Below are 25746 nucleotides of genomic sequence, written 5' to 3' on the forward strand. Positions count from 1 at the left end.
GCATGCCCGTGAAAAGCCGCCCTGGGTGGGGCGGCTTTTCTGCTTATCGGCTACGCCAGCACCTCGCCGCCGATGACGACCTGCTCCACCGGGTTTTCGCCCAGCCAGTAGGGCAGCTCGCGGTAATCGGGCACGCCGAGGATGAGCAGGTCGGCGCGCTTGCCGGGCTCCAGCGAGCCGCAGTCGTGCTGCCGGCCGATGGCCCAGGCGGCGTTGAGCGTAACGGCGGCCAGGGCTTCGCGCGGGGTCAGCCCCATTTTCAGGCAGGCCACCTGCAGGGCCAGCCAGAGGTTTTTGCTGGGGCAGGAACCGGGATTGAAGTCGGTGCTCAGGGCCACGGGCAGGCCCGCCTCGATGAACTGCCGGCCGGGGGCGTACTTCTCTTGCCGCAGGTATAGCGGCACCAGCGGCAGCAGCACGGCCACGGTGCGGCCCTGACTGGCGGCGGCCACCTGGGCGGCGCCCTCGGGCGTGAGGTAGTCGCAGTGGTCGACGCTGATGGCGCCCAGCTCGGCCGCCATCAGGCAGCCGCCCAGGTCGTGCAGCTGCTCGGCGTGGATTTTCAGCCCGAAGCCCAGTTCCCGGGCCCGCTGCAGGTAGCCGCGCGAGTCGTCGACGCTGAAGGCGCCTTCCTCGCAGAAAATATCGACGAAGGGCACCGCGGCCGGGTCGAGCCGGGGCAGCACGTCGGCGGCCAGCATGTCGAGGTACTCGACGGGGCGGCCTCTGTACTCGGGGCCGGGTACGTGGGCGCCGAGGAAGGTGGGCACCACGCGCACGGACTGGCGGCGGCTGGCCTCCTGGGCCACCCGCACGAGGCGCAGCTCGGTGGCGGCGTCGAGGCCGTAGCCGCTTTTGGCCTCCAGCGTGGTGACGCCGTAACGCCGGAAGCCCTCCAGGTGGTGCAGGGCACTCTGCAGCAGCTCGTCCTCCGAGGCGGCGCGGGTCTTGCGCACGGTGCTCAGGATGCCGCCGCCCGCGGCCAGGATGTCGAGGTAGGACTCGCCCTGCAGCTTGCGCTGAAACTCGTCGGCGCGGTTGCCGCCAAACACGAGGTGGGTGTGACACTCCACCAGGCCCGGCATCAGTACCCGCCCCGAAACGTCCACGATGCGCGTATCGGGCCCGATGCGGCCGGCGTCCAGCTCGCCCATCGGCCCCACGGCGGCAATGGTGTCGCCCAGGCAGGCCACGTAGCCGTGCTCGATGATGCGCCAGTCGGCGTGGTCGGGGCCAGTGAGGGGCTTATCAGTGGGGCCGCCGGCCAGGGTGAGCACCTGGGCGGCGTGGCAGAAGAGCAGGGAGTAGGGCTGGGGCATGGCGGCGCGGGCTAGGTGCGCGTCAAAAGTACGCGGCCGGGCCTTTATGCCATCAGGCGTGGGCAGCAAGTGACGGGCCGCTTACGGCACCAAGCCAGCCCGCATACCGTTGCCTAATGCCCGCAACACGCGCTGCTTCCGCTTTTCGTCGAAGACTTTCGCCCATGTCACCACCAGAGCGTCGTAGCCGCCCGATGCCTGCTTCTCGGCGGCCGTCAGCGGCACCAGACGTACTGCGGGCTGCTGGCCTTTGGTGGTCCAGGGAAGGATATGCTGAAACGCCCGACTTTTCGACTCAATCACCGTTCCGCCGCTGCCCGAGGAAAACGCAATCCGTTTTTCGGCGAAGGTGAATTCCTGGCGCTGGTCGCGCAGCAGCGAGTCCAGAAAACGCACCTCCGGCGCCGTCAGCACCGGGTTGTCATTGGCTCCCAGCACAGGTTTGGTCTGCGCCGCGCCGAGCAACGGCAGCAGGCAAAGGGCAATAGTTAAACGCATCGTCGTGGTTATGTAAGGTTATTGCGGGCCTGAAACGGACATCCCCATTTGGCTCCGCCAACGCGCCTCGTACCTTATTTATTACCCGGCAAGACGCTACTTACCAATCCGCTGCTTCCCCACCGCCGAAATAGCGCCGCCGCGGGTCATTTTCTTGATAAACTCCACCCGCCGGAAGCGCAGCGCCGACCAGTCCTCGTCGATGGCCACCTGGCTGACGGGCTCGAAGCCGGCCGCGCCCAGGGCCGCCCAGCCGGTGTCGCGGTTGAACTCGCAGCGGTACTTTTTGGAAGTGCCCTTGGGGTAGGCCACCCACACGGCCACGTCGCCGGGGGCGTGGACCAGCTGCGCGGCCAGTTCCTCCACTTCCTGCTGCTTGGTGGCAAAGGCCAGCACCGAGGTGAAGGGCACCGTCGGGGCCAGGGCGGCTTCCACGGTGGCCCGCTCCCAGAGCTCGGCCAGGGCGGGTTGCAGGTCGGAGGGCAGGCCCAGCAGGCCCACCACGGCGCCGGGCTTGATTTGCAGTTTGTCGACGGCGGATTTCATGGCGGTAAAATAGGAATTCTACTCCTGCCCGGCGCGCGGCAGCCACTGCTGCACCAGCGCGGCGTAATCGGGCCCGAGCGGCAGCTCGTAGTCGGCGTGCAGGGCGCGGCGCGTCACCTGCACCGGCTGCTGGCGGATGGGGTCAAAGGCATCTTTCAGCCGGGTGGCCCAGTACACCCCCACGCCGCGCTTCTGCCAGACGGGCAGCGCGTTGTAGTTGACGCCGTGCTGAAACAGCAGCTCGTTTTTGGCCCCCACGCTCAGGCCCTGCACCCGGGCGTGGGCGGCGGGAGCCGGTTGGCCGAGGCCGCGCAGCAGCCAGTAGCAGTGCGCGTTCAGGGAGTTGCGGTGGGCGTCTTCCTGCCGCCAGCGGAAGTAGTCGACCACGTCGGCGGGGCGCGGCAGCTGCGAAATGCGGCAGTCGAAGCAGGCCAGGGCGCCGAGCTGCTGGGTGAACTTGGCCGAGGCCTCGCCCGCCAGCACCGAAATCAGCTTGCGCAGCTTCCGCCCGAAGGTGTCCTCGGCCGGGTCGAGCAGCAGCGAAATTTCGTCGCTCTAGGTGAAGCCATAGCTGACGCGGAAGCCGCACTGCATCAGGTGCTCCACGGTGGCCACCATCATATCACGAAACCGCACGTCGAAGGGCGCTTCAAACTGGTGCATTTCCTTGGTGAGGCGGGTAAAGCCGCGCCCGTCGAGGCGGGCCACCAGGTAGAGCCCGGGCAGGGCGCAGTGGTCGTGGGCGGTTTCGAAGACGCGCAGGCGGGCGTCGAGGGCGTCGAACTTCATGGGGCCGCGGAGGGGCTATGCTGGGGGAATAAAAGACTAGGATGCGGCCGGCTTGGGCGGGCCGGGGATGCTCGATTCGGACGGCGCCTCGGTCTGCCAGGGCTCCACCGCGAAGCCGCCTTCGGGCAGGATGCGCACGTAGTAGAGCTGGTCGAAGCCCTCGGCCCAGGTGGGCAGCTGCAGCCGCCCCGCGGTGCCGAACAAACCCACGTCGGGCACCTGCTCGGCGGCGGGGCGCTGCCGGTTGCGCAGCACGGCCGCCCGCGGCACCGACTGGAAGTAGTAGCCCACGATTTTGTAGCCCGCCGCTTTGGCCGGGCCAATGTAGCGCGCCCGCTCGGCCGCCGTGGGGTTGGTGTTGTCGACCACGAAGCGGGCCTGGGTGTCGAGGCAGAGCTGCAGCAGGCGGGCTTCGCGGTTACGGGTGTTGAGCAAATCCAGGCTCAGGCGGATGTGGGAATTGAAAAACCGCTCCTTGTAGAAGGTGGACTTGCCGGTGGCCTGAATGCCGCAAAAGATGATGGCCTGCATGGCCGCAGTTTAGCAAACAATAGTCTTATCGGCGCTGCCACGCCGGGCCACGCCTCACATCATTATGTCGTTGCACCCGCCGCCGCGAATCCGCAGCTTGCCGCCCCGTTGCTCCGCCTATGAAACCAGGCTTACTTCCCCTGCTCGCTGTCAGCCTGCTGCCGCTAGGGGCCACCGCCCAATCCCCGAAACCGGCCTCGCCCCCGCCGGCCGCGCAGGCCATTGCGGCGGCCGAGCGCGCCTTTGCCGCGCAGGCCCTGCAGGAAGGCAACAAAGCCGCGTTCCTGGCGACTATGGCCGATTCGGCGGTGGTGTTCAGCCGGGCCGAACCGGCGCTGGCCCGCAGCGTGTGGAGCGGCCGTCCCGCCGCCACGCCCACCGATCCGAGCCTGCGCTGGGGGCCCGCTACGGTAGGCGCCGCCGCTTCCGGCGAGCTGGGCTACAGCACCGGCCCCTGGTACCTGCAGCAGCCCGACGGGCAGCGCGTGACCTACGGGCAGTTTTTCACCATCTGGGCGCGGCAGCCCGACGGCCGCTACCGCTGGCTGCTCGATAACGGCATCAGCCACCCTGCCCCCGCCGGCAGCCCCGAGCCGCCGGCCACCCTCAGCTACCCCGCCGCCGGCCAGCCGCCCCGGCGCGGCAGCACCGACGTGCTGCGCACCGCTACGGCGCTGGATGAACAACTGTCGGCGGCCACGGCGGCGCAGGGACTGGCCCCGGCCTACACCGCCCGGCTGCACCCGCAGGCGCGGCTGCTGCGCGAAGGAATCATGCCGCTGACCACGCCGGCCGCCATCCGGCAGCAGCTCGACGGCGAGGCGCCGCGCCAACTGCTGCCCGCGGGCGGCCGCATCGCCCGCTCCGGCGAACTGGCTTACACTTACGGCACCTATCAGAACAGCGGCGCCGGGCAGCCCGGCCGCGGCAGCTACGTGCACCTGTGGCAGCACGGCGCCAAGGGCTGGCAGCTGCTGGCGGAAGTGTGTAACCCGGCCCCGCAGTAGCGCCGGCGGCCGGGCTGCGGCCGAAGCGAGGGAGCGGCCGGACGCAACCTTCCGGGCCGTGGCCGGGTAGGCAGTAGCCGACGACCTCCTTCCCTGCCCATGCCGCCTATTGATGCCCCGCTGATCCTGACCCTGCAGCTCGATGCCGAAGCTCAGGCGTTTTTCGATGCGCTACGCCAGCAGCACTTTCCGCCCGAGCGCAATTTTCTGGCCGCTCACCTCACGCTGTTTCACCACCTGCCGGGGCCCGAGCTGGACAACATCGAAGCTTACCTGGCTGTGCGCTGCCGGGCGCAGGCACCCATTGAGCTGCACGTGAGTGGGCTACAGTCGTTGGGGCGCGGCGTGGCCTACTCCCTCTTCAGCCCCGCCACCGAGGCCCTGCACCACGAGCTGCAGACGCACTGGCAAACCCACCTCACGCCCCAGGACCAGCAGCGCCGCCGCCCGCACGTGACGGTGCAGAACAAGGTGACGCCCGACGAGGCCCGCCACCTGCTGGCCGAGCTGACGGCTACGTTCCGGCCCTTCGTGGCCACCGGCACCGGCCTGCAGCTGTGGGCCTACCGCGGCGGCCCCTGGGAGCTGCTGCGCACCTTCCCGTTCGGCGAAAACGCGTAGCCCGCGTTGCTCCGGTGCGGTTTGCCATTGGCTTCGGCCACGTACTTTCGCCCGGCCCCAGCGCAGCCGGCTCGGGCCGTAATAGTCTGATGACTTCATACCCGCTACCCCATGAAAGCTCTCCTGCTGATTGATATTCAGAACGATTTCGTGCCCGGCGGCGCGCTGGCTGTGCCCGGTGGGGCCGACATCATCCCGCTCGTCAACCGCCTGCAGCCGCAATTCGACCTGGTGGTGGCCACCCAGGACTGGCACCCGGCCGGGCACCTGAGCTTCGCCAGCAGCCACCCCGGCCGGCAGGTGTTCGACCGCATCGAGCTGTACGGCCTGGCCCAGGTGCTCTGGCCCGACCACTGCGTGCAGGGCACCACCGGCGCCGAGCTGCACCCCGACCTCGACCAGCACCGCATCGAGGCCATCTTTCGCAAGGGCATGGCCCGCGAAATCGACAGCTACAGCGGCTTCTTCGACAACGGGCACCGCCGCAGCACCGGCCTGGCCGCTTACCTGCGCGGCCGCGAGGTGACCGAGGTGTACCTGGCCGGCCTGGCCGCCGACTACTGCGTGTTCTACTCCGCCAAGGACGCCCGCGGCCAAGGCTTCGACACCTTCATCATCGAAGACGCTACCCGCGCCATTTCGCCCGAAGGCTTCGAGCAGGCCAAGGCCGAGCTGCACCAGTTGGGCGGCCACTTGGTGCACAGCCGGGAACTGCTGGGCTAGCCAGCACCGCGAGTGGCACCGCCTTGTCACGCCAAACCGGCCACCTGCGGACAACTCGGTGAGTCATCTGAAATCCGATAACGTCATGCTCATCTGGCATCCGCTTGTCGAAGCAGCTCTACCGCTCCGTTGTTCGGTAGGGCTGCGCCGACAAGCAGATTCCAGATCAAGTATGGCGTTTTAAGCCGGCCAATTGTTACTCAGGCCTTAACCGCGGCTACCTTTTCGGTCCATGGCTGGCCCGCGCTGTAGGTGGCTTTCAGGCCGATGAGGCGGGCCAGGGGGCGCAGCAGGCCGAACACCACGCGCTGCACCCAGCGCGGCGGCCTGGCCAAGCGAAACTCCTGGTCGTAGGCGGGCAGCAGCACGGCGGCCTGTAGCAGCCCCGGCGCCCCATCGGCCTTGACGAGGCCGGCCTGGGCCAGTGAGAAAACGGTTTCCAGCAGGTCTTCGGTGCGCAGGGCGGGGCGGGTGGTCCAGCGGGCGGTGGCCCGCTCGTCAACCTCGTTCCACATCGAATGCACCTGTCCGGGCCGGATGCGCAGCTGCTCCCCGGCGCGCAGGTGGCGTAGCTCCCCGTCGAGGCGCACCGTGAGCTGGCCCTGCAACACCTCGAACAGCTCTTCCTGCGCCGGGTGGTAGTGCGGCGCCGGCTCGCTGCCCTGCCCGCGCCAGCTGGATTGCAGTACCAGGGCGGTACCGCCGGTTTGCCGGGCCGTGGTCAGAAAGTGTAGACTCTGCCCCGTGAAGGGGTTTTCGATAGTTTGACCCTGGTACGCCATCGGGCAAAAAGGATGAGGACCGCGCCGGTACGTAGCCCGGGCGGCAAACGAGACATGAGTGGTAGAGTGGGTAACTCCGGCGCGACCGGGTGGCCTCGGCGCGGTTCGGCACAAAGGTAAAATATGCGACTAGTCCGCTGATTCACATAATGATGTGAGGCGCCAGCATGCCCCTCCGGTCAGATACCGAAGCTCGGTGCATGGCCCTGGTGCATAACCTTTGCCGGCGGGCGGGGGTAGACGCAGCGGGCACCAGCGCCGGTGCCGCGCTGTCCCCCCTACTCCGCCTATGTCGTCGTCGGACCTCGGCCTGGACCTGCCCTACCGTCTTTCGCTCGTTCTCGATACCGCCGCCGTGGTGCTGGGCGGCCTCGGCCTGGGCCTGCTGCTTAAGTGGCTGCTGTTTGGGCTGTTGCGCGTCTACAACCGCCGGCCCGACGCGCCGCTCCTTACCCAATCGGTGGCGCGCTGGCTGAGCGCACCCAGCGCGTGGTTTCTGCCGGTGCTGGCGCTGTCGTTTCTGCTGCCGCTGGCCCCGCTGGGCCCTAAGCCCTTCGAGGTGCTGCGGCGGGTGGTGGAGTCCCTGCTGATCAGCACCTTCGCCTGGGGCCTGGTGCGCACCGTGAACGTGGTGGAAGACCTGGTGCAGGAGCACTACCGCCTGGGCGAGGCCGACAACCTGCGGGTGCGCAAGCTCTTCACCCAGCTGCAGTTCGTGCGCAAGCTGGTCGTGTCACTCATCGTCTTCCTGGCCGTGGCCCTGATTCTGATGAGCTTCGCCACGGTGCGCAAAATCGGCACCGGGCTGCTCACCTCGGCGGGCATCGTGTCGGTTATCGTGGGCTTTGCGGCGCAGCGCTCCATCGGCAACCTGCTGGCTGGCTTCCAGATTGCCTTCACCCAGCCCATCCGCCTCGACGACGTGCTGGTGGTGGAAGGCGAGTGGGGCCGGGTCGAGGAAATTACCTTCACCTACGTGGTGCTGCGCATCTGGGACGAGCGGCGCCTGGTACTGCCGCTCAACTACTTCATCGAAAAGCCCTTCCAGAACTGGACGCGCACCACCTCGCAGCTGCTGGGCACCGTGTTCATCTACACCGATTACACCCTGCCCATCGACGCGGTGCGGCAGGAGCTGCAGCGCCTCGTGGCCGCTCATCCGCTCTGGGACAAGCGCGTGTGCGTGCTCCAGGTCACCGATTCCAAGGAGCGCACCCTGGAGCTGCGCATCCTGGTCAGCGCCGCCAACTCCAGCCAGGCCTTCGACCTGCGCTGCGACGTGCGCGAACGGCTCGTGGGCTTCATTCAGCAGCACTACCCCGAGTGCCTGCCCCGCACGCGCACCACCGTCGACGCCCCGGCGGCGCCCGGCTTCGCCGTCAGCAGCGTTGCCGAGTGAGCCGGGCGGCGTTGCTCAGCTTCAATTCCAAAGACGCCCTACTTCGCCCATTCGCTGAACCGGAACTAACAAGTATGTCATGTCGAGCGCAGTCGAGACATCTCGTTGGATAGCAATTCCATCGTTGAAATGGTTTTACTATCTGGCGTCAGCACGCGAGATGTCTCGACTGCGCTCGACATGACGTTCTGCTTGGGTTATTCACGCGAAGCAGTAGAGATGCTTCGACTGTGCTCAGCATGACTGCTCTGGTGGTTCCGGGCTCGTCTTAGCTGAAGCGGGCATTCATGGCTTCGGTGGCCGCGTCCAGCTCGCTGCGCGAGGCCAGGCGGCGCTCCTCTGAGGTGCCAAAGCCGACTTCCAGCTCGCCGGCGGCCAGCCGCGCCAGCACCGAATCGGCAAACTCATCCACCGGCACGCCGAAGTTGTGCAGACCCGTGCCGCCCAGGTCGGTATTCACGGCCGGCGGCACGATTTCCAGCACCTCGATGCGCGTATCGCGCAGCTGGTGGCGCAGGGCAATGGTGAAGGAATGCAGCGCCGCCTTGGTGGCCCCGTAGATCGGGGCAAAGGTGGGCGGCGTGAAGGCCAAGCCCGACGTTACGTTGACGATGGCCGCGTAGTCTTGCTGGCGCAGGTGCGGGATAAACAGCTCCGACAAATGCACCGGCGCCTCGAAGTTGATGGCAATTTCCTGCTGCCGCGTGGCCCAGTCTTCCGGGTCGGCCACCTGCAAGCGGCGCTGCACCCCGGCGTTGTTGATGAGCACGTTGAGCTGCGGGAATTGCGCGGTAACCCAGTCGCGCAGGGCCACGCGCTCGGCGGGCGAGGCCAGGTCGCACGCGCGCACCTGCAGGCCGGGCACCTGCTGCTGGGCTTCGCGCAGCTTATCGGCGCGGCGGCCGCAGACGATGACGGTGCTGCCGGCCCGCACGAAGCGCTGGGCCAGGGCCAGGCCGATGCCCGAGGCGCCGCCGGTGATGAGAATGGTGTTGTCGGTCAGGTTCATGAGAGAAGCAGCCAAGGTAAAGCAGGGACGAAACGGCGGTAATACCAACGAGCGGCCCGTTTGGTTGGCGGCCGGGTGAAGAATTGCGGTGGCCGGCGGCACCAATCCCGCCCCGGCCGCCGTTTAAGCTTCAGCTTTCCGGCCCGGGCTTCGTACCTTGGCCGTAGGTCTTTTTCCTTTGCCGACCATGCGCCTGTTTCTGCCCGCCGTCCTGCTGTCTTTGCTGTCCGCCACCGCCGTTTCGGCCCAAACGGCCGCGCCGACCGAAGCGCCGACGCAGGGCCTGCGCCCGGCGTCGCGGGTGAGCTACAGCCTCAACGCGGGCGCTATGTTCGCGGGCCGCTACGGCTCGGCCACCTACCTGAGCCCGCAGGCCAACTACCAGCTGACCAACCGCTTGCAGCTGTTCGGCGGCCTGACCTACCTGCGCACCTTGCCCGGCGCCTACCAGCCCGCCACCGAAGGCGGCCGGCGCCCCAACGGCTGGGCCGGCACCAATCATTACCTCATCCAGGGCGGCGGCACTTACGCGCTCAGTCCCCGCCTGTTTCTGACCGGCAGCGCCTGGAAAGACCTCACGCCCACCACTCCGGGCACCCTGGTGAATCCCTACGCCGGCTTCGGCGGCAACCTGGGCCAGGGCGTGAACCTGCGCGCCGACTACCACGTTACCGAGCACTTTTCGGTGTCGGGCGGGGTGCGGGTGTCGCAGGGCGCGACGGCGCCGGGCTACGCGCCGGGGCTGGGCACACCGCTGGGGTATTGAGCAATTCGCACGGCCTGAACGCGGTGCAGGCAATGGGCAGGCCGATCATCAGCACCAGAATGCTCAGGTTCAGGACTATGCCCACCGGCGTGAGCAGCCGGGGCGGCACCTGCGACAGGGGCACGACCACCAAGTTCATCAGCGCCCACACCACGGCGCCGTAGAGCACGCCGCTGAGCACCCAGTGCCGGCGCAGCGCGGGCCAGGCGCGGGCGGCGGCCACGAACAGCCCGGCCCAAAGCAGCGCGATGAGGAAGTGCAGGCCCAGGCCGGCCAGGCCCGTCGTCCAGCCGCCTTCGTAGGCAGCCGGGCCCCACACGCCGCTGGCCACCGACTGCAGAATCTGCAGCGGGGTGGCCTTGCCGCGCAGCCAGCCGAAGACCACGATGGCAGCGAGAATATCGAGGGTGCCGGCCAGCAGGCCGGCCCGCAGGGCTACTGGCGCCAAGCCGGGGGCCGACGAACGGCGCCCGGCGGGCGGTATCACGGGCAGAATCATGGGCGGGGCAAGTTGTGATTAAACATAGTGGCCCGGAAATTCGGTTTCCCGATATCTTTGCCCGGCTGAGCCCCGCCACCACCCGCGCCAAAACGACGGCCTCCCCTCCCACCGCCGCGTTGCCTTCTTGATTTTTCGCGCTCAGCCTTGGCGAAGTGTGCTTTCTACCTGACTTGCGGCTAGCGGTTCGGGCCGGCGAATATGCCGGCGGCCGAACCCGGCATCGTATCCTGCAGCCCCCGGCCAACTCGGGGCATCCCGGCCAGCACGCCCCGCCGCCCGGCTAGCCCGTCCCGGGCCCGGCTACTGACACCCGATTCCGGCAGCCCCGCCCCTGCCAGCCGGGCCCAGGCCCGCAGCAGCGGCTTCGTGCCCGGTCCGAATTACGGCTCCGCTTCTGCTGCCCTGCTTTCCTGGCGGGCCGCCCGCTAACCTGGGCGGTAGCCACCTTTTTTTCGCTTTCCCGTACTGCCAAAGTCTTTTTCCGACTTTATGAATACTCCCAATCCTTCGGCCGATACCGAGCTGCAGCCCGACGTCATTCTGATCGGGGCGGGCATCATGAGCGCCACGCTGGGCCTGATGCTCAAGGAACTGCAGCCCGACCTGCGCATTGCCGTGGTGGAGCGCCTCGACGTGGCCGCCGCCGAAAGCTCCGACGCCTGGAACAACGCCGGCACCGGCCACTCGGCCTTCTGCGAGCTGAACTACACCCCCGAACGCCCCGACGGCAGCATCGACACGAGCAAGGCCATCAAGATTGCCGAGCAGTTTGAGCAGAGCAAGCAGTTCTGGACCTACCTGGCCGAGCAATACCAGGTGAAGGAGCTCAGCCGCTTCATCAACCACGTGCCGCACCTGAGCTTCGTGTGGGGCCCCGACAACGTGGAATACTTGCGCAAGCGCCACGCCGCCCTCACCCTCTCGCCGCTGTTCCGGGGCATGCAGTTCAGCACCGACCCGGCCGAGCTGCTGCAGTGGATGCCCCTGGTGATGGAAGGCCGCGACCCGCAGCAGCCCGTGGCCGCCACCCGCATGGACCTGGGCACCGACGTCAACTTCGGTTCCCTGACCCGCGGCATGTTCTACCTCCTGCAGGAAAAACCCGGCGTGACGTTCTACTTCCACCACGAGGTGGAGAAAATCAAGCGCAAGGAGGACGGGCGCTGGGGCGTGCGGGCCGAAAACCGCGCTACCGGCGCCAAGCTCAAGCTCCGGGCGCCGTTCGTGTTCATCGGCGCGGGCGGCGGCTCTTTGCCCCTGCTCATTGCCTCGGGCATTCCCGAGGGGCAGGGCTTCGGCGGCTTCCCGGTGAGCGGGCAGTGGCTGAAATGCACCAACCCCGCCGTCATTGCCCGCCACGACGCGAAGGTGTACGGCAAGGCCTCGGTCGGCTCGCCGCCCATGTCGGTGCCCCACCTCGATTCGCGCGTCATCAACGGCAAGAAGGAGCTGCTGTTCGGGCCCTACGCGGGCTTCAGCACCAAGTTCCTGAAGAAGGGCTCCTTCCTGGATCTGCCGTTGAGCATCAAGCTCAGCAACATGCGCCCGATGATTATTGCCGGCCTGAAAAACATTCCGCTGACCCGCTACCTCATCAACCAGGTGCGGCAGTCGCCGGAAGACCGGCTGGCGGCCCTGCGCGAGTACCTGCCCGCCGCCCGCTCCGAAGACTGGGAGCTGGAAGTGGCCGGGCAGCGCGTGCAGGTCATCAAGAAGGACAAAAAAGAAGGCGGCGTGCTCGAATTCGGCACCGAGGTGGTCAGCGCCGCCGATGGCTCCATTGCGGCCCTGCTGGGCGCTTCGCCGGGCGCCTCCACGGCCGTGAGCATCATGCTGGGCCTGATTCAGCGCTGCTACCCGCAGCAGGCGGCCACGCCCGCGTGGCAGGCCAAGTTCCGGCAGATGATTCCCTCCTTTAGCCTCTCGCTCAACGACAACCCGCAGCTGGTGGAAGAAATCCGCACCCACACCGGCGAGGTGCTGGGCCTGAACGCCTCGGTCAGCAGCTAAGGCGGCGGGTTTGCCAGTGGACCTGCTGCAGGCCTGGGGCACACCCCGGGCCTGCGTGTTTTCGGGTCTACAGCGCGCCCAGTAGACTGGCTAAACTGCGCCCTGGCAAACAATCTGCTTCGCTTCGGGTTTGACAGCCAGATTGATAACGTTTTGGTAACACCAATCGGTAGCCGTTCCACGACGTTTCTCGTTCTAACACTAGCTGCCCGCCGCCGGCCCCATCGCCGCCGCAGCGCCCCGACGGGCAGTCCTTCCGGCATTCCCTTGCGGCGACTCTCCAACGACCAAACCTCATGCTTTCGCACGGCCAATACAACCGGGCAGTCCGCCGCAACGACGTGGTGGTGTACCTGCTCATGAGCCTGGCTGCGGCCAGCGCCCTGTTTTACTCCCTGTAGGATCTGCTACTGCCGGCGGCTGACCGCAGTTACCGTCCGGCCCATCAACGCAAAAGCCGCCCGGCCTACCAGCCGGGCGGCTTTTCTCATTCCCGGCAGCCCTCTCAGGCCCGCGGCAGCAGCACCTCGGCCAACATGCAGCGCGCACTGCCCCCGCCCAACGTTTCGATGGTGGGAATGCACAGCGGGAGCAGCTCCGCGTGGCGCTGCAACTGTTCCCGTTGCGCGGGCGTCAGCGCGTCGTGGGCGCTCTGCGACATGACCAGCAGCGGCTGTCCGGCCGCGGATTCCAGCGCCAGCATGTTGCCGGCGAAGCGCGCCACCTGGGCCAACGTGATATCGACGATTTCGTGGCCGCCGGCTTCGAGTTCGGCCACCACCGCGGCCCGCTCCGCCGCGTCGGGCAGGCTTTCGAGGCAGATGACGGCGAAACCCGGGCCCAGACACATCATCACATTGGTGTGGTAAATGGCCTGCCCCTGCCCGTCGACGGCGTGGAAGGCCAGGGAGTGGTAGCCGAGCAGGGCGGCCACTTCGGCCAGCAGCCGGGCGTCGGTGCGGGGCGAGAGGGCGGCGTAGGCCACGCGCCGCGCATGGTCGAAGATGAGGCTGCCGGTGCCTTCGAGGTAGCGCCCCTCGGCCTCGTAGGGCGAGAAGTCGATGATTTCGCGCAGCTGAAACTGCCGGCCCAGGGCGGCCAGGATGTCGGGGCGGCGCTCGGCGCGGCGGTTGGGGGCGCACATGGGGTAGAGCAGGGCGCGGCCGTCGGGGTGCAGGGTCAGCCAGTTGTTGGGAAACACCGCGTCGGGCTTGGCGGGCGCGGCCGTGTCGTCGAACACCAGCACCTCCAGGCCGTGGGCCCGCAGCGTGGCCACGGCCGCATCGAACTCGGCCAGGGCCTGCTGCTGCCCGGCCGCGGCGTCGAGGCCGGCCGGGGTTTGCTGGAAGTGATTGGTGACGGCCGTTTCGGCGTTGTAGCCGAAGCTGGCGGGGCGGACGAGCAGGACGGTACGGGCAACGGACATAGGCGGCAGGGATAAGTCGGCACAAGTTACGGGGCGCTTGGTTCGGCGGCCCCGCAAGCTCATCCGCAAACCCGGTACCTTTGGGCCGACTGCCGACAAGTCGGACCGGCTTGCCGGCAGCGCGTCGCCCCGTGCAACGTGCCCTGGTATGAGCCGTAGGGCTTAATCGGGCTGCCGGCCCCTTCTCCTCCCTTTTGCCTATGATTCGCCTAGAACGCTTCACCCCGGCCGACTTCAGCCAGCTCATCGAATGGATCAACAGCGAGCGGCTGATGAAGGAATGGTCGGGCTCCCTGTTTTCGTATCCGCTGACCGAGGAAAGCCTGGCCTGGTACATCGAAGGCGCCAACGACCTGCAGAACCCCGACGTGTTCGTCTACAAGGCCGTCGACACCAAGACCGGGGAGGCCGTGGGGCACATTTCGCTGGGCAGCATCAGCCAGCGCGACCGGTCGGCGCGCGTGACGCGGGTGCTGGTGGGCAACCAGTGCACCCGCGGCAAGGGCGTGTGCCGCCGCATGGTGCAGGCGCTGCTGCGCATCGGTTTCGAGGAGCTGCAGCTGCACCGCATCAGCCTGGGCGTGTACGACTTCAACCACGCCGCCCTGAAATGCTACCTGAAAGCGGGCTTCCGGCAAGAAGGCGTGATGCGCGACGTGGTGCGCCACGGCGACACTTACTGGAGCCTGGTGGAAATGGGCATTCTGGAAGACGAATGGCGAGAGCTGCAGCAGCCCGCAGCAGCTGACGCTCCGACCGAAACTCCGCCCGAAGAAGCTGCCTAAGGCCTGGTGCGGCTTCGTTCGACGCGTCTGGGACGGGTTTACGCCAAACGGGGCCCTCACCACGGCGGTGAGGGCCCCGAGTCAGAGCGCCGGCGAATCCCAGTTGATTACTGCTTGATCAATCTGGTAGTGGCCGTGCCGGCGGGCGTGCTCACGCGCACCACGTAGAGGCCGGCGGCCCCGGGCAGCGTTAGGCGACTCTGCTGGGCGTCGGTGGTGGGTTTCAGCGTGAGACGCTGCACCAGCGCCCCCAGCATGTTGAACACCTGCACCGTGGCCGGCTGGCCCTGCGTGCCGCGCACCTCGATGGTAGCCTGGCTGCCGTGGACAGGATTGCCGAGCACCTGCACCTGCAAGCCGTCCAGTTTACGCCCCGTATTCACCGCCGTGGTAACGCACTGCGTAGGAATGGCGGTGGTCCAGCTGGCGTTGGTGGTGCCGATCAGCGTGCCGCCGTGGCCGCGGCCGGAGGCATCGGCGGCCACGGTGCCGGTGCCTTCGTCCAACTTCCAGTAAGCTTCCAGGCCCGTGGCCGAGGCGCTGACGCTGCACGGGCTGGCGGCCAGCTCGGTGGCGGTGAGGGCGCGCGTCCACACGCGGGCTTCGTCCACGGTGCCGTTCAGCACGCGCACGCTTTCGTAGTTGCGGCCGAGGCAGAACACGCCGGTACCGGCCATCGAACCCGCCGTACCACTCGCCGAGCCATCCAGTACGCCGTTGACGTAGAGGCGCATGGTGCTGCCGTCGAAGGTGCCGGCCACGTGGTACCAGGTGTTGGTGTTAAAAGAAGTCACCGAATTCAGCTTGCGCTGGGTGGTGCCCACCGTCAGCACGAACTGCAGCTTGTTGGAGCCGATGCCCACGTCGCCGAAGCGCAACATGGCCGCGTTGTTGCCGTCTTCCACGCCCATCACGCTGGAAATAAAGGGCGAAGATGCTTTGAATGCCGATACCCGCACCCAGCATTCCATGGTCAGCGCCGTGCCGTTGAGCGTCACCGTATTGGCCTGCACGTACGACGAGGAGCCGTTCAGCGTCAGGGCCGATGGACTTTGCGCGGCGGCTGGCAGGCCCAGGCCCAGCAGCCCCGCCAGCACGGCCCCGCGCAACGACGATGGGAGGAAGCCGGTGATGGAAGCCGGCTGCGACGAAGAGTAAGCGTGTTTCATCAATGAAAAGGGGTTAAAAAGAAACTGGTTGAATGATTGTTTTTCAAGTAATTGCACTGGGCTGCGCTGCGCATTTCGGCGCAGCCCAGGCACGGGCCGCTGCGCCGCGGCTTCTGCCATTGCCGGCACCGCAGGCCCCGACCGACGCTTTGGGCCAGCCGCAACGCTACGGTTTCAGCAGCTTGACCGACGCGGTGCCGGTGGCCGTGCGCACCCGCACCACGTACACCCCGGCGGCGGCCGGCAAGGGCAGCGTCGCGCGCGTGGCGCCGGCCGGCACCGGCAGCGTGCGCACCACCGCCCCCAGCGCGTTCAGAAGCTCCAGGCGGACCGGCTGGCCCTGCGCCCCGCTGATGGCCAGCTCGACCTGGCTGCCGTGGGCGGGGTTGCCGAGCACTTGCACCTGCAGGCCCGAAACACCCCGCGCGGACTGCACGGCCGTAATGCCGGCGCACTGCGTGGGCACGTTGTCGGACCAGTCGCTGCGCACCATGCCCATCAGCGTGCCGGTGTGGCCGTGGCCGGTGGCGTCGTTGGCCACCGAGCCGGTGGCCTCGTTGCAGGGCCAGTAGGCTTCCAGGCCCGCCGCGTTGCGGCTCACCTGGCAGGCGTTGGCCGCTATTTCGGCGGCTGTAAGGGCCCGCTTCCACACCCGCACCTCGTCCAGCGAGCCGTCGAGGCAGCGGGAACTGGCGTAGTTACGGCCCAGGTAGAAATTCGCGTCGGCCAGCACCGAGCTGGGGCCGGTGCGGCTGTTGTCGAGCACGCCGTTGACGTAGAGGCGCATGGCGCTGCCGTCGAAGGTGCCGGCCAGATGGTACCATGTGTTGGCGTTCAGCGCCGCGTTGGAGGCCAGATTGACACCGCCTAGCACGAACTGCACCCGGTTGGCCGCCAGCCCCGCGTCGCCGAGGCGCAGCATGGCCGCGCCGCCGTTGTCTTCGATGCCCATCAGGCTGGAAATGTAGGGGGCCCCGGTTTTGAAGGCGTTGACCTTCACCCAGCACTCCAGGCTCAGGGCCGTGCCGCTGAGGTTTATCGGGCCGGCGTCCACGTACTTGCCCACCCCGTCGTAGAGCAGGGCGGTATTGCCGCCGGGCGTGGCCGCGGGCACCACCGTCACGTAGTCGGGGCGGGTGAGCGAGTCGCGGCCGGCGGCGCTTTGGGCGCGCAGCTTCACCGCGTACGTGCCCGGCGCGGCGTAGCTCACCGCCGGGTGAATGGCCGTGCTGCTGGCCGGCGTGCCCCCGGCAAAGGTCCAGGTGTAGCTGCTGGCCCCGGTCGAGGAGTTGGCAAAGGTCACCGGCTCGCCCACCACCACGCGGGTGGCGCTGGCCGAAAAGCCCGCCGTGGGCGCCGCTACCGCCGCCGTGCCGTCGTACACCCGGAATTTGCCCAGCTTCAGCCCGTACGCACCCACGGCCGTGGCCGACGAGGCTTGCACCCCGATAATGGCCAGCTCGCGGCCGGCGTAGGCCGCCAGCGAGAAGGTGCGGGTGTTCCATTGCGCGTCGGGGGCGGTGCCGAAGTCCAGCGCCACGGGCGCGGCGAGGTTGTCGGAGAAGTAGAGCAGCAGCTGGGTGCTGGTGGCGCCTGCCGCGGCGGCTTTGTACACCACCTCGAAGCTGCTGGCAGCCGTAATGGCTAGCTTGGTCTGGTACAGTTTCACCACCGCGCTGCTGGTACCGCCGCCCAGGCTGCCGGTCAGCTTCACGCAGCTGCCGCCGTAGTAGGCGTCGTCAAAGTCGAAGCCGACGGTGACGGGGGCGGCGCCGGTTTTGGCCCATTGCCAGGAGGGCAGCAGGCTTTGCTTGCCCATGTCGGTCCACTCCTTGGTCACCACGGCACCGTTGTTGGCAAACACCTTGCCCTGCCCCACCGAGAAGAAGGTTTCGAAGGGCAGGCTGGTAATGACGGTGCGCACCGGCAGGTAGTAGCCCAGGCCCTTCCAACCGGTGGCGTCGGCGGTGGTGATGTCGTAATCGTCGCCGGCAAACACGCGCTGCTCGGTGCGGTAGAAATTGGCGTAGTCGGCCGGGTTGTTGTTGAAGTTGTTCAGCCCGCCGTTGTAGGTCAGGTTGGTGGCAAACAGGCCCACCGACAGCCGGGGCTGGGTCAGGTCACCGTTGGTGAAGTAGTTGTCGAACCAGGTGGTGCGCGCAAACAGGCCCTGGGGGTTGCGGCCGGGCCAGAGGTCGGCGCCCATGTACACGTCGAAGGGGCTGCGGCCGATGGCGTTGGCCGTGGTCACGGAGGTGTTGATGTTGGTGGCGCCCGACCAGAAGTAGTTGGTGAACATGGCGTCGCTCACGCGCGTGGTGCCGTCCTGCAGCAGGGCCTGGTTGTTGGCGTTCAGCGCGTTCTGGTAGGCCAGCACCCCGTTGGAGCGCATGGCATCGTACCAGTGAATTTCCATGCCGGCGGGCTTAATCACCTGCAGCCGCTGCAGAAACGCGCGCAGCTCCAGCGCCTGGGCGGTGCTCAGGGTGTTTTCCTGGTTGAAAAACCAGCCGTCGAAGCCGTAGTAGGTGGCCATGTCCACCAGCTTCTGCGCCCCGATGTAGGCGCCATTGCCGTCTTTCTGCAGCAGGGCGGCCACGTCGGCGGCGCTGGTAAACACCGTGCCGATGACCTTCACGCCGTTGCGGTGAGCCGTTTCCACCCAGGGCCGCGTCGGAATGCCCACCGTGCCGTCGAACCAGGTCAGCACGTCGATGTACTGCCAGTGGGTGAAGTTGTAGAGGTTGAAGTGGTTTTGCTCGCCGAGGTAGCCGGCGAAGTTGGCCATGCCGTCGGGAATGTAGTTGACCTTGTGGCTGAAGCTCATGGCTGGGTTGAGCTGCGGGGCCAGCGCGTTTTGGCGGGCGGCCAGCGGCACCCGGCTCACGTTGGCCGGAATGGCCGTCGGGCCGGTCGTGGTCCAGGCCATAAACTGCGCCATGGTCAGCTTGGTGTACTGCGCGGCCGGCTCGATCTGGGCGGCCGCCGCCAGCGGCGCCAGCAGCCCCAGCAGCAGGGCCCACAGGTACGCACGCAATCGGTACAGGCGACGGCCGGCAGTGGGTGCTGCCGGAGTCGCTGCAGGGTAAAGTTGCTTCATCGAACGGTGAGGGGTGGTGAGAGAAGGGGGTTAACAACTAATTCGTCGTCAATGTAATGGCTACCCCCTTTGCTTGTACCGTCCAACCATTCAAAAATTATGATATGCTATTTGTTACCCCCTTTTTGGACAAGCCAAGTGCTCTGCCGATTTCTCGTTGGCTCATTTCCGCACCGTAGCGCCGCGTACGGCCAGCGGCCGGCCTAGCAGCCAGGCCCGTAGCAACACCCCATCGGCCGATACTTTGCCCACCACCCGGTAGGTGGAGGCCAGCGCCTCAGCGGCTTCGGCGGCTTCGCGTGTCACCGTGGCCGGGCCTAGGTACGAGGAGTGCACCATCTGCACGGTCCCGTCGTCGCGCACGCGCAGAAAGCCGGCGTGAAAGTCGAGGCCGAGCACGTAAAGCCCCGGCCCGAGCGCCCGCACCTGCCGCACGAACTCGGCCTGGTCGAGGCCCCGGTAGCGGTGGATGTAGGTTTCGGCGGTGAGGTTCTTGATGATGACTTCGGAGGCCTGCTTGGCCAGCAGGCTGCGCTGCAGATGCAGGCCCGCGTCGTGCAGGGTGGTCGTCACGAAGTAGCCGCAGGCAATGCTGCCCCGGCGGGGCTCCCAGCTCTGCCCGTAAAACGCCCACGGCGTGCCCTCCCAGGCCGGGAAGATGGTGCTGTCGAGGGCCGCGAGGAACAGGGTGCGCGCTTTGGCCAGGCAGGCGGCCCGCCCGGCGGCGCTGGGCGCCTGCCGGTACCGGCGGCCCAGCTGCTGGCGCCGGGCGTCGAGGGCACGCAGGCGGAGGCGGTAGTCGGCCGGCGAAAACGTGGGCGCGGCGGGGGCGGCCGGTTGCGCCGAGCAGCCGCGAAGCCCGCTCAGCAGCAGGCTCCCAATCAGATACCATTTCATGAGCTATAGCTGCGCCGGCGGTGCCTCCGGCCTCGTGTTAGCTCAACTGCCGGGCCGGGCGGTTTAGTACGCCGGCCGCCCGAATTTGCCCCGAAAAACGCTGCCCCGACCACGGCAGGTCCGTAACCGGGGCGACGCTTGCTTCGGCGGGCTCAGCGGCTCAAATCTTGTAGGCCCGCACCGAGTCCACGTCGAACAGGTATACCACGCTGTCGACGGGGTCAAAAATGTAGTCCGGGGTGCGGTTTTCCACTTCCACCTGCCCCTCCACCTTGCCGGTAGCCTTGTTGATTTTGAGCAGCTTGAAGCGGCCGACTTCGTCCCTGTCAGCCTTGGTCAGCACGATGTGGTGCCGCAGCTCGGTGTGAAACGTGCGAGGCCCGCTGTACACGGCTTCGCTGCTGCCCGCCTCGAAGGCGTGCTGCGCGGCCACCCACGACTGCTTGGTGGCGTGGACTTTGGCCTTGGCCGCGGCATCGGCCGCCTGCGCGGCGGCCTGGCCCGCAATGGCGCCGGCCACCACCACCGGCGGCGTGAAGTACTGGTTGTACACGATGCGTCCGTTGAAATCCACCTTGGTTACCGACTGCGCCGTAACCACCGCCAGCCCGTCGTCGAGCAGCTCAAGCTGGGGCGCCTCGTTGTCGAGCAGCTTCAGGGGCAGCTTGTCCTTCAGCAGCAGGGTCTCCTCCCCTTTCTTCGGATTCACCCGGCCCAGGTAGCCGTTGGCCCAGAAGTAGGTGTCCTCGCCGGCCTTGAGCTTCACGCGCCCCGCCGGGTCGAAGTAGCGGGTTTTGCCGATGGCCGCGTAGCCCTGGGGGTTGAAGTACTCCACGCAGCAGGCGCTGAGCAGGCCGATTCCCTGGTCGTTGACGAACAGCTGCACGTTGTCGCCGCTGGTTTTGAAGGTTTTGTCGGCTTTCAGCTGCAGGGTGGTCAGGTCCACCAGCTTCACCGCCGAGCCCCCGCTCACCACGAACAGGTCGTTGCCGATGGGCTGCATGGCGCCCGCGTTGCTGATGTCGACCGTGGCCGTGCGCAGCTCCTGGCAGCTGCGCTTGTCGTACACGGCCAGCAGCAGGTCCTTGTCCTTCTTGCCCGACTTGCCGACGACCAGCCGGTCCGGGCCCGCGTCGCGGTAGGTGACGAAGGCGCCGGGCAGCTCCGTTTCGCCCGTGAGCTGCCCGGTGCGCACGTTCACGCCGGTGAGGTAGCCGTTCTGGAGCACGCACACCAGCCCAGGCGTGCCCGTTTCCAGCACCTCAAACGTGGGCTCGGTGGGCGGCAGCAGCTCCGCCACCTTGCCCGAGCGTTTCAGCGGCAGGTTGTAGAGCAGCTTGCCGCTGGCCGGGTCCAGGGCCGTCACCCCGTAGCTCGACACCACGCACACCTTGCCGTCGGGCAGGGGCAGAATGCGGGCGGCCTTGGCCCAGGTCGGCGCAATCGGCAGCTCGTGCAGACGCGCGCCCGTCACCTTGTCAAGCAGCAGCGCCCGGGTACCCGCGTCGGTGGCTTCCCACACCACCAGGTGAGCCGCGTCGATGATGCGGTTTTCCAGCTGCCTGGCCGCCGGGGGGCTGTACACGGCCTTGCCGGTTTCCGAGTTGAGAATGTACGACTGCAGGTACTCGGAAGAGGCCGACTTGGCCACCACCTGAATCAGCGGGCCGTTGCCGATCAGGTGGGCCGATTTGGTGCGCTCCACCTTGGTCAGCCACAGCGGCTTGCCGGTGTTCTTGGCCAGGCTCATCACGAAGTTGGCCTTCAGGATGAGGATGTTGCCGTCGGCGTTGAGGTACTTCACCGGCGCCGGCCCGTTGCCGAGCTTGGCCCACACCTGCTGCCCCGCAGCTACGTCGGCCGCCGGCTCGCGCCGCAGCCGGGCAGGTAGTACCGGCACCGGCGCGGGCGGCGCATCGGCCAGCCGCGTAGGTACCGGGTCCTGCTCCGGCGCCGCCGTGTCCTCATTAGCTTCGACGGCCACCGCAGCGGGCGAATCCGTCGCAGTGGCCGTCGTGGGAGCCGGGGCGTTGGGAGCCGGAGGAGCCTCTCCGCCGCCAGTGGCCGCCACGTCGGGCGAGGCCGGCGGTGCGGCTGTAGGCGCCGGGCTGATAGGAGCCGCTTCGGGCGCGGGTGCCACGGCTTCAGCGGCGGGCGTAGCGGTGGCAGCCGGCGCGGGCACGGGTGGTACCGGCTCCGGGGCAGCCGGAGCCGCGACGGGCACCGCTTCCGGTGCGGGCGTGGCGGGGCGCTCCTGGGCCACAGCTAGCTGCGAAGTAGCTGGCGCCGGCGCAGTCGGAGCCTCGGGAGCCGGGGTTGGGGCGGCAACCGGCGTAGCGGGAGCCACTGCCGGAGCGGCAGGCGCCTCCGCCACAACGGCGACGGGGGCGGCTACGAGCGGCTCGGCAGGGGCGGCCGGGCTGGCTGGCACCACCACCGGAGCCGCAGCCGTGACTGGGGCCGGGGCAGCGGCGGCAGCCGGAGCGGGCGTAGCAGGAGCGGCAGCCGGCGCAACGGGCGCGGCGGCCGTCTGCTCGGGCACGTTAAACTTTTCCCGCCGGCCCTTCTCGTAGATAATCATCCACACGTCCGTCTTGCGCACGTTGTAGAGCGGCCCGTCGAGGAAGTCGGACAGGCGGTATTTGATGTGGTCTTCGGTTATCTCGATGACCTTGGCGCTAATCTCGGACTTATCGTTCTTGATAATGACGTCCTGGGCGTGGGCGCTGGCAGCCAGCAGCACGCCCCCGCCCATGGCTACCACGCGGCCGGCGCCCAGCCAACGCCGCCACCAGGACCGCTCCGAGCCGGCCGGCAAGCGCCGGGCGGGCGTCAACTTGCGAGTAGAAGATTGCGACATAGGTATGTGGGTTTCGGGCAGGCAGAGCAGGGCAGAGAATTGTCGGCACTCATATATGAGTGTACATAATTTCTCCTTAAAATACAAACTTACAAAAATTTAGCAGACCCCGCACCGCAAATTTATACTTGTTAATCAGGCTATTATCCTTGACCAGAATAGATCAGGGGCTTGGGCTCAGAAAAGAAGTGGTAGCACAGCCGAGCCGTTATGGTCGGCCCGGCCAGCTCCCGCTCACATGAAAATGCTATAGACAATAGGGGTTAAATACCGCTAGACTTGCATCGCCAAATGACCCGGCTTCGTGACGGTCCGGCGGCTTCGCTTCTTTCCCAACCCATTTGCTATGAAAACCAACCAAGTAGCCATCATCGGTGGCGGTCCGGCCGGCATTGCCGCCGCCAAATCTCTCCTGGAAGACGGCCTGACGCCCGTCATCATTGAGCAAAGCGGCGCCCTCGGCGGGCAGTGGCAGCAGGGCGCGGCCCACAGCGGGCAGTGGCCCGGCATGCACGCCAACTCCTGCCACATCAAGATGTCCTTCTCGGACTACGACTACCCCACCGGCACGCAGATGTTCCCGACCAACCGGGAGGTGCTGGCCTACCTGCACGACTACGCCCACCATTTCGGCGTCGATGCCCACGTGCGCTTTCATACCCGCGTCGAGCTGATTGCCCGTGGCCCCGAAAACCAGTACGTGGTGTGGACGGTGAACAAGGACGGGGAGCGGCGCACCGAGCTGTTCGAGCGCGTCATCGTGGCCACCGGGCGCTACAACAAGCCGCGCTACCCCAACACGCCCGGCCTCGACCACTTCCACGGCCGCGTCATCCACTCGATGGAGTACCGCGGGCGCGAGCAGTTCCGCGGGCAGCGGGTGCTGGTGGTCGGCAACAGCATCAGCGGGCTGGAAATTGCCAGCGACCTGGCCAAGGACGAAACCGTTACGGTTGTTTCCTCGGCCCGCAAGCCGCGCTACATCGCCCGCAAAATCATGCACGGCGTGCCCACCGACCAGCTGGCCTTCACCCGCTTCGGGGCCTACGTCAACCAGGCCCTGCCGCCCGCCGAGGCCGCCGAAGGTCTGAAGCAGCTCATCCTGAGCGCCGTGGGCAACCCCGCCGACTTCGGCGGCCTGCGCCCGGCCGACAGCCTGATGGAAGCCGGCGTGTCGCAGTGCCAGGACTACCTCGACCTGGTACAGGCCGGCCGCATCCGGGCCGTGACGGGCGTGCAGGCCTACGCCCCCGGCCGGGCCGTGCTCACCGACGGCGAAGTGCTGGAGGTCGACGCCGTCATCCTGGCTACGGGCTACGACCTGCACCTGCCCTTCCTGCACGAAGACCTGCGCCGGGCCGTGCGCGCCAACCGCCAACACCTGGAGCTGCATCACTTCACCTTCCACCCCGCCCTGCCCGGCTTCGCCTTCATGGGCCTCTACGAGCAGATCGGCTCCTACTTTGTGACGGCCGAGCTGCAGGCCCGCTGGATTGCGGCCTGCTGGAGCGGGGCCCACCCCACCCCCACCGCCGTCGATATGGCCGTGGGCCTGGCCGAAGCGCGGCTGCAGCAGGAGCGCGGCCACGCCACCTGCCAGCAAGTGGCCGAAATGATTTCGCACGACCTGGGCGTGGCTCCCAGCATCGAGCGGTACCCCGAGCTGGCGCCCGAGCTGTTTTTCGGCATGCTGGCCCCGGCCCAGTTCCGCCTCGAAGGCCACGGCCGCCAGCCCGACGCCCGCCAGCGCTTTGAGCGCAACGTGCGCCACTTCACCGGCGGCCAGCCCCTGCCGCTGGGCGAGCGGGAAATGGGCAGCCTGCTGATGCTGGCCGCCAAGCTGCCCCACCATCAGCCGCTGCAGCAGCTGGTGAAGCAGCTGCAGGCCGCCGAAACGCTGGCATAGCTAGCTGACCGACCAATTGCCGGCCCGGCGGATGCTGCATCCGCCGGGCCGTTTTGCTTCGCTTCATCGGGCCCGGCGAGGACCAGGCAGGGGCTTTCAACCAATCCTGCGGGCATAAAAAAAGAAGCATGCCTGGGGCATGCTTCTTTACTCTGCGTAGAGTTCGGTGCAGGTTAGGCTACGCGGCGCACTTTTACGGCATTCACGCCCTTGCGGCCCTGCTCCACGTCGAACTCGACTTTGTCGTTTTCGCGGATTTCATCGATCAGACCGGTTACGTGAACGAACACGTCCTGACCAGTTTCATTGTTTTTGATGAAACCAAACCCTTTGGTCTCATTAAAGAATTTTACGGTTCCCGTAGCCATGATGCATTAGGAAAGTGATGAAAATAAAGCAACTGACAACGACACTGCTCTATCAATTCTGCAAGCGAATAAACGGTAGCAATGCGCGGCGACTTGCCTTTGAACGGGGGTAAACGTACATATTTTTTCTGATTTTTTACCGATGGTTTTGCGCCGATCCGCGAGGCGCCGCCCAACCTATTTCCGGCTCAGGGGCCAGCTGAAGCCGATTCCGTTGTCGGCGTTGCTGTCGGCCCCGGTGACAGGCGCGGTGTAAGGCTGGGCCTGGCCATCAGCTCCCACGACGCGCAGATTTTTGTAAGGGATGAAAATGTAGAGCCAGTCGCCATCCTGGTACAGCGGCATGAAAGCGCTAAGGCTCAACTCGGGTTTGGCGGCAATCAAGGTCGGCGTAGCGGGCCGGATACCACGCATCAGCGTGACTTCCGCATGGGTGAACTGATAGCGCATTTCGGGCGGACACTGCGGATTGGGCTTGAGCTCCAACGTCACAGCCGGGGCCAGGGCGCTGCCGGTGGCGGGCACGGGCTGGTTGTCGCGCAACACGCTGAGCGCGGGTGCGGGGCAGTTCGTCTGGGCCCGGGCATTGCCGCTGGCGACCAGCAGCGCCAGGGCCGTAAATAGTTTGGAATACATGAAAACCGGGTTTTGGTGGATAAGAGCACAAACAACCGGTGCCGAAGCCACGCAATGACGCTACGGCACCCTTAATCAACGCCTTAAGCTCAGCGGC

23 protein-coding genes and 1 pseudogene are annotated in these 25746 nt (G+C 67.0%); 8 read left to right on the top strand and 16 right to left on the bottom strand.

The window, feature by feature from the left end; translation table 11 throughout:
* Nucleotides 1–50 precede the first annotated feature (50 nt).
* From hutI to FDY95_RS03210, 6 genes and pseudogenes are all read right to left on the bottom strand, one after another.
* On the bottom strand, nucleotides 51–1319 hold the full coding sequence (hutI, locus tag FDY95_RS03190) for an imidazolonepropionase (RefSeq protein WP_138075256.1): 1269 nt from the start codon (nucleotides 1317–1319) through the stop codon (nucleotides 51–53).
* A gap of 81 nt (nucleotides 1320–1400) precedes the next feature.
* Nucleotides 1401–1817, bottom strand: coding sequence for a hypothetical protein (locus tag FDY95_RS03195; protein WP_138075257.1), 417 nt, complete (start codon nucleotides 1815–1817; stop codon nucleotides 1401–1403).
* A 96-nt stretch (nucleotides 1818–1913) separates the two neighbouring features.
* A complete protein-coding gene (locus tag FDY95_RS03200; RefSeq protein WP_138075258.1) occupies nucleotides 1914–2363 on the bottom strand; it encodes a hypothetical protein in 450 nt (149 codons plus the stop codon).
* Nucleotides 2364–2381: 18 nt separating this feature from the next.
* On the bottom strand, nucleotides 2382–2750 hold the full coding sequence (locus tag FDY95_RS26665; RefSeq protein ID WP_246073921.1) for a hypothetical protein: 369 nt from the start codon (nucleotides 2748–2750) through the stop codon (nucleotides 2382–2384).
* Between the two features lie 24 nt (nucleotides 2751–2774).
* Nucleotides 2775–3152, bottom strand: a pseudogene (locus FDY95_RS27100) (tRNA(His) guanylyltransferase Thg1 family protein); the annotation flags it as partial.
* A 36-nt stretch (nucleotides 3153–3188) separates the two neighbouring features.
* Nucleotides 3189–3683 carry an AAA family ATPase gene (locus FDY95_RS03210; RefSeq protein WP_138075259.1) on the bottom strand — a complete coding sequence of 165 codons (495 nt, stop codon included), beginning with the start codon at nucleotides 3681–3683 and terminating at the stop codon, nucleotides 3189–3191.
* 119 nt (nucleotides 3684–3802) lie between these two features.
* On the opposite strand from FDY95_RS03210, the gene FDY95_RS03215 reads away from it, so the two are divergent.
* The 3 genes from FDY95_RS03215 (at nucleotide 3803) to pncA (ending at nucleotide 6034) form a co-directional block, all read left to right on the top strand.
* Nucleotides 3803–4690 carry a Cif family virulence factor gene (locus FDY95_RS03215; RefSeq protein WP_138075260.1) on the top strand — a complete coding sequence of 296 codons (888 nt, stop codon included), beginning with the start codon at nucleotides 3803–3805 and terminating at the stop codon, nucleotides 4688–4690.
* Nucleotides 4691–4789: 99 nt separating this feature from the next.
* Nucleotides 4790–5311: a 2'-5' RNA ligase family protein gene (locus tag FDY95_RS03220; protein ID WP_138075261.1), complete on the top strand. Its 522-nt coding sequence runs from the start codon at nucleotides 4790–4792 to the stop codon at nucleotides 5309–5311.
* Nucleotides 5312–5422: 111 nt separating this feature from the next.
* Nucleotides 5423–6034, top strand: coding sequence for a bifunctional nicotinamidase/pyrazinamidase (pncA, locus tag FDY95_RS03225; RefSeq protein WP_138075262.1), 612 nt, complete (start codon nucleotides 5423–5425; stop codon nucleotides 6032–6034).
* Nucleotides 6035–6234: 200 nt separating this feature from the next.
* On the opposite strand, the gene FDY95_RS03230 is transcribed toward pncA, so the two are convergent.
* Nucleotides 6235–6816 carry a cupin domain-containing protein gene (locus FDY95_RS03230; protein ID WP_138075263.1) on the bottom strand — a complete coding sequence of 194 codons (582 nt, stop codon included), beginning with the start codon at nucleotides 6814–6816 and terminating at the stop codon, nucleotides 6235–6237.
* A gap of 289 nt (nucleotides 6817–7105) precedes the next feature.
* Here FDY95_RS03230 and FDY95_RS03235 point away from each other — a divergent pair, with 289 nt between their 5' ends.
* Nucleotides 7106–8215: a mechanosensitive ion channel family protein gene (locus FDY95_RS03235; protein WP_138075264.1), complete on the top strand. Its 1110-nt coding sequence runs from the start codon at nucleotides 7106–7108 to the stop codon at nucleotides 8213–8215.
* A 268-nt stretch (nucleotides 8216–8483) separates the two neighbouring features.
* Here the strand turns inward: FDY95_RS03235 and FDY95_RS03240 are convergent, their stop codons facing one another.
* Entirely contained in the window at nucleotides 8484–9239 is a 756-nt protein-coding gene (locus FDY95_RS03240; RefSeq protein WP_246073911.1) for an SDR family oxidoreductase, read from the bottom strand.
* A gap of 172 nt (nucleotides 9240–9411) precedes the next feature.
* Between FDY95_RS03240 and FDY95_RS03245 the strand changes: the two genes are divergently transcribed.
* Nucleotides 9412–9990 (top strand): hypothetical protein, encoded by a 579-nt coding sequence (locus FDY95_RS03245; RefSeq protein ID WP_138075265.1) that lies wholly within the window; start codon nucleotides 9412–9414, stop codon nucleotides 9988–9990.
* Here FDY95_RS03245 and FDY95_RS03250 read toward each other — a convergent pair.
* Complete coding sequence (locus FDY95_RS03250; RefSeq protein ID WP_138075266.1) at nucleotides 9893–10489, bottom strand: hypothetical protein; 597 nt, start codon at nucleotides 10487–10489, stop codon at nucleotides 9893–9895. The two genes, FDY95_RS03245 and FDY95_RS03250, sit on opposite strands and share 98 nt — an antisense overlap.
* Before the next feature lie 492 nt (nucleotides 10490–10981).
* Here FDY95_RS03250 and FDY95_RS03255 point away from each other — a divergent pair, with 492 nt between their 5' ends.
* Nucleotides 10982–12502: a malate:quinone oxidoreductase gene (locus FDY95_RS03255; RefSeq protein WP_138075267.1), complete on the top strand. Its 1521-nt coding sequence runs from the start codon at nucleotides 10982–10984 to the stop codon at nucleotides 12500–12502.
* A 505-nt stretch (nucleotides 12503–13007) separates the two neighbouring features.
* Here FDY95_RS03255 and ctlX read toward each other — a convergent pair.
* Nucleotides 13008–13928 (bottom strand): citrulline utilization hydrolase CtlX, encoded by a 921-nt coding sequence (gene ctlX, locus FDY95_RS03260; protein WP_138075268.1) that lies wholly within the window; start codon nucleotides 13926–13928, stop codon nucleotides 13008–13010.
* A gap of 200 nt (nucleotides 13929–14128) precedes the next feature.
* On the opposite strand from ctlX, the gene FDY95_RS03265 reads away from it, so the two are divergent.
* Nucleotides 14129–14713: a GNAT family N-acetyltransferase gene (locus tag FDY95_RS03265; protein WP_138075269.1), complete on the top strand. Its 585-nt coding sequence runs from the start codon at nucleotides 14129–14131 to the stop codon at nucleotides 14711–14713.
* 107 nt (nucleotides 14714–14820) lie between these two features.
* On the opposite strand, the gene FDY95_RS03270 is transcribed toward FDY95_RS03265, so the two are convergent.
* From FDY95_RS03270 to FDY95_RS03285, 4 genes are all read right to left on the bottom strand, one after another.
* The gene (locus FDY95_RS03270) at nucleotides 14821–15882 is read right to left on the bottom strand and encodes a LamG-like jellyroll fold domain-containing protein (protein WP_171025508.1); all 1062 of its coding nucleotides are present in this window, start codon (nucleotides 15880–15882) and stop codon (nucleotides 14821–14823) included.
* A 166-nt stretch (nucleotides 15883–16048) separates the two neighbouring features.
* Nucleotides 16049–18982: an endo-beta-N-acetylglucosaminidase gene (locus tag FDY95_RS03275; protein ID WP_138075271.1), complete on the bottom strand. Its 2934-nt coding sequence runs from the start codon at nucleotides 18980–18982 to the stop codon at nucleotides 16049–16051.
* Nucleotides 18983–19144: 162 nt separating this feature from the next.
* A complete protein-coding gene (locus FDY95_RS03280; protein WP_138075272.1) occupies nucleotides 19145–19879 on the bottom strand; it encodes a hypothetical protein in 735 nt (244 codons plus the stop codon).
* 160 nt (nucleotides 19880–20039) lie between these two features.
* Nucleotides 20040–22739, bottom strand: a complete 2700-nt coding sequence (locus FDY95_RS03285) for an outer membrane protein assembly factor BamB family protein (protein ID WP_138075273.1) — start codon at nucleotides 22737–22739, stop codon at nucleotides 20040–20042.
* Nucleotides 22740–23085: 346 nt separating this feature from the next.
* Here FDY95_RS03285 and FDY95_RS03290 point away from each other — a divergent pair, with 346 nt between their 5' ends.
* Complete coding sequence (locus FDY95_RS03290; RefSeq protein WP_138075274.1) at nucleotides 23086–24645, top strand: flavin-containing monooxygenase; 1560 nt, start codon at nucleotides 23086–23088, stop codon at nucleotides 24643–24645.
* Nucleotides 24646–24818: 173 nt separating this feature from the next.
* On the opposite strand, the gene FDY95_RS03295 is transcribed toward FDY95_RS03290, so the two are convergent.
* Both FDY95_RS03295 and FDY95_RS03300 read right to left on the bottom strand, forming a co-directional pair.
* Nucleotides 24819–25013 (bottom strand): cold-shock protein, encoded by a 195-nt coding sequence (locus FDY95_RS03295; protein ID WP_111476184.1) that lies wholly within the window; start codon nucleotides 25011–25013, stop codon nucleotides 24819–24821.
* Nucleotides 25014–25190: 177 nt separating this feature from the next.
* On the bottom strand, nucleotides 25191–25649 hold the full coding sequence (locus tag FDY95_RS03300) for a hypothetical protein (RefSeq protein ID WP_138075275.1): 459 nt from the start codon (nucleotides 25647–25649) through the stop codon (nucleotides 25191–25193).
* Nucleotides 25650–25746 lie beyond the last annotated feature (97 nt).

This window comes from Hymenobacter jeollabukensis, from assembly GCF_005771675.1.
Classification (GTDB): Bacteria; Bacteroidota; Bacteroidia; order Cytophagales; family Hymenobacteraceae; genus Solirubrum; species Solirubrum jeollabukense.